Source organism: Methylobacterium sp. J-026 (assembly GCF_022829585.1).
GTDB lineage: Bacteria > Pseudomonadota > Alphaproteobacteria > Rhizobiales > Beijerinckiaceae > Methylobacterium.
Genome location: NZ_JAKSYC010000038.1, coordinates 1 through 3045, shown reverse-complemented (window position 1 = coordinate 3045; position 3045 = coordinate 1). Strand labels below are relative to the sequence as shown.

The window sequence follows — 3045 nt, the reverse complement described above, 5'->3', positions numbered from 1 at the left end:
CGGGGACGGGCGCGCGCCGATCTTCCGTCACATGCGCCTGGGCCGGGACGGGCGCGGCTTCGGCTGCCTGAAGTTCCGCTCGATGGTCACCGACGGCGAGGCGGTTCTGGCCGCGCATCTGGCGACCGACCCGCAGGCGCGGGCCGAGTGGGCGGAGACCCACAAGCTCACCAACGATCCGCGGATCACGCCGATCGGCCAGGTGCTGCGCAAGACCTCTCTGGACGAGCTGCCGCAGCTGTGGAACGTGCTCCGCGGCGAGATGAGCCTGGTCGGTCCGCGCCCGATCGTGCCGGCCGAGGTCGCCCGCTACGGCCGGGCGTTTCCGACCTGCTTTGCCGTCCCGCCCGGGGTGACCGGGCTGTGGCAGGTGTCGGGGCGTTCGGACACGAGCTACGCCGAGCGCGTTGCGCTCGACCTGGACTACGCCAGCCGCTGGAGCCTGCGCCGGGACCTGGCGATCATGCTGCGCACCGTCCCGGCGGTGCTGGCCCAGCGCGGCAGCCGCTGAGGCAGACGCGCCGCGGAATCAGCCGCAATGGCGCGGGGGGCGGGATCGGTTTACCACCTGACCCGGGCTTGGACGGGGACGGGCTGCGATGAAGGGTCTGCTGCTGAACGCGCTGCTCGGGCTGGGTCTGGGGCGGTTCGGCTCGGTGTGGTGGCTCCTTGCGTTTCTGCCGGTGGTGGCCACCGAACTGGCCTACGGTGTTTACGTCCATCATCTCAGCGCCGGTGGTGGCATGCGCCGCGGCCTAACCCTGCTCGTTTGCGGTCAGCTCGGCTTCCTGCTCGGCGCCCTCATGAGACCCATGCGCGGCGAAACATGAATCCCACCGGGCTCGCTCATCACATTCACCGATCTCGAAGGCAGTCCGGCTTTCGCGAGCTGTCAGGACAGGTCATTGCGTCTCAACCTGTGTGCGAGGGTTGGGGCCATGGATTCGTCTCAAAACGGTAAGGACAGTTTGAAGCTGTCGGGTCGTCGACGCAGTCTGGGCCAGCGATTGTTCGCGCGCTACGGCACCGTCGCGATCTTGATCACCGTGCTGCTCGTGGTCGTGGCCTGGACAGGCTTCCTAGGTTGGATCCTGGTGTTGCTGTTCCAACGGCTCACCAGCTAGAGCGCTCTCCACCGACGTGGGCACCGGTTCGGCGCAAGAGCGCGCGTGACAACAAAGGGTTAGAGCGGTTTGCGATTGCAACGCGCTCGGAAACCGCTCCAGAGGCAGCGCGTCGCATTCGTCCTGCGGTGTTACGGGCGCCGTTCAGAGCCGGTGCCGATGCCTACGGCCCGAATTATAGGAAGGTCGGCCAAAGGCCGCTGAGGGCGCATTCCAAGCTCTGACTGGGATGTTTCAGACAGCCGCATTTCAAATCCGGACGCGCGAACGGGATTGGTCTGGCTCCGCCGATTCGAGCAAACGGGCGCCGGCATTGCCATGGATCATCGTGACCGCACCGACGCGGAGAGCGAGATGCATTCATCCTGACCCTCGCTCCCGGGACGTTCGACGCTACCTTCCACGGGCGTTATGCCAGGTCTCCCGGATCTCGACCGATGTCGGGATCTGGGAGGTTCGGAGGACGGCCGTCGTCGTGCCGTCGGGTGCACTCCCCCGGATCAGTCGGGCTCTTCCAGGTTCAGTATCAGGCCGGGTAAAACGTGGATCAGGCCCGCGACTGACGCAGGCTCCAATCCGGCGCGAGCGCGTCTCCGACCTCCCTGCATCCCAGCCGACGAAGCGGCGTTCGCATGACCGAATACAGACCCGGGTTTCGGAGCGCGGGCCCCGAACTGGAGCTTCGTACCGAAAGGCGGTCCCGGCTTTCGGGAAAAAGACGATGCGCAATTAAGAACCTACGGTAGCGCGCCAGTTCCGGTATTTGGCACGATGCTGTGGTCCGACAAGGACCCGGGATCGTCCAGGTGCACCCTTCGAAACAGGGATTTCTGAAGTGGCCATTTTGGCAGTCGTCCGGCCCGATGCGACGCAGAATGCCTGAGAAAACGGACCGGCTCGCGATCCCAGCCGATGGCGAGGATGTCGGCTTGCCGAAGCGAGCCGAGCATCCCGAAGGTTGCACCAACGGCGTTCTCCGCGCCCTTCCCGTCGTATGTCCAGGCAAGCTGAGCCGGGGGATCTGACGTCTCGCCCCGTGCCGACCGGTTTTCACGCCGCGCTCGCCGATGGCGTGCCGTTTCGCAGACCGTGTTGCACGGTCGCGCGGCGTTGCAACGGTTTTGGCCCTTCGACCGTTTGGGGTTTGTCGCGGTGCAATAGCGATCGCATCGTACGCACCCGGCCGGCTTCGGCCACCGATGTGATGCGTTCAGGACCCTGCGCGACGCGAGGCTTCGCCGAGTCGTCCAATACCGGCTGCGCTGATCAGACAGCCGGATAACTAATACGTATCAGTAGAAACTACCGGGCGGGTTTCCGTATCGGTGGCATCAGCGTGTCCGAATCAAGCCTAATGGATGTCCGCCGCCCTAGCGAAACCTGCTCTAATCTATGATTTTCCCAAAATCGGGGTTGCCGACCCGGAAATATCAGATTATGAGCGGCGCAATAACCAATCATTAACGTTCGCCATTGGGCTCGCCAAAGGAGCTGAGACCATGCTGACTCGTGCCGAGCCTGCCGCGTCCGCCGACTTTGTTGCGGCGCACGGTCTGGTTGAGATGACGGAGGTCGCCGAGCACGTGACCGGCCATCTGGTCGGACAGGTGAGCGGGGCTGCCGAGGCCGTGGGCGTCACGGTGCTTCCGGCGACGCCGTTCGTGGCCCGGGGCCTGCGCCTGAACTGGGCGGCCAAGCGCGCGCTGGACGTGGGCGTGGCCACCACCGCTCTGTTCCTGCTGCTGCCGCTTCTCCTGCTCATCGCCGGTTTGGTCTGGGCCGGGGACGGGCGCGCGCCGATCTTCCGTCACATGCGCCTGGGCCGGGACGGGCGCGGCTTCGGCTGCCTGAAGTTCCGCTCGATGGTCACCGACGGCGAGGCGGTTCTGGCCGCGCATCTGGCGACCGACCCGCAGGCGCG

Annotated in this window: 4 protein-coding genes; all 4 read left to right on the top strand. The window is 65.6% G+C overall.

Annotated features, from left to right (window positions below; translation table 11 throughout):
- Positions 1 to 511 (top strand): sugar transferase (locus tag MKK69_RS02350; RefSeq protein WP_243965137.1); only part of this gene is annotated, 511 nt, incomplete at its 5' end.
- 88 nt (positions 512 to 599) lie between these two features.
- The gene (locus MKK69_RS02345; protein WP_243965135.1) at positions 600 to 830 is read left to right on the top strand and encodes a hypothetical protein; all 231 of its coding nucleotides are present in this window, start codon (positions 600 to 602) and stop codon (positions 828 to 830) included.
- 108 nt (positions 831 to 938) lie between these two features.
- The gene (locus tag MKK69_RS02340; protein ID WP_243965133.1) at positions 939 to 1124 is read left to right on the top strand and encodes a hypothetical protein; all 186 of its coding nucleotides are present in this window, start codon (positions 939 to 941) and stop codon (positions 1122 to 1124) included.
- A 1499-nt stretch (positions 1125 to 2623) separates the two neighbouring features.
- The coding region (locus tag MKK69_RS02335) for a sugar transferase (RefSeq protein WP_243965132.1) at positions 2624 to 3045 on the top strand (422 nt) is incomplete at its 3' end.

What these genes read in the sequence shown, in the direction of transcription:
- MKK69_RS02345 (WP_243965135.1), top strand. Translation starts at nt 600, where the DNA reads ATGAAGGGTCTGCTGCTGAACGCGCTGCTCGGGCTGGGTCTGGGGCGG.
- MKK69_RS02340 (WP_243965133.1), top strand. Translation starts at nt 939, where the DNA reads ATGGATTCGTCTCAAAACGGTAAGGACAGTTTGAAGCTGTCGGGTCGT.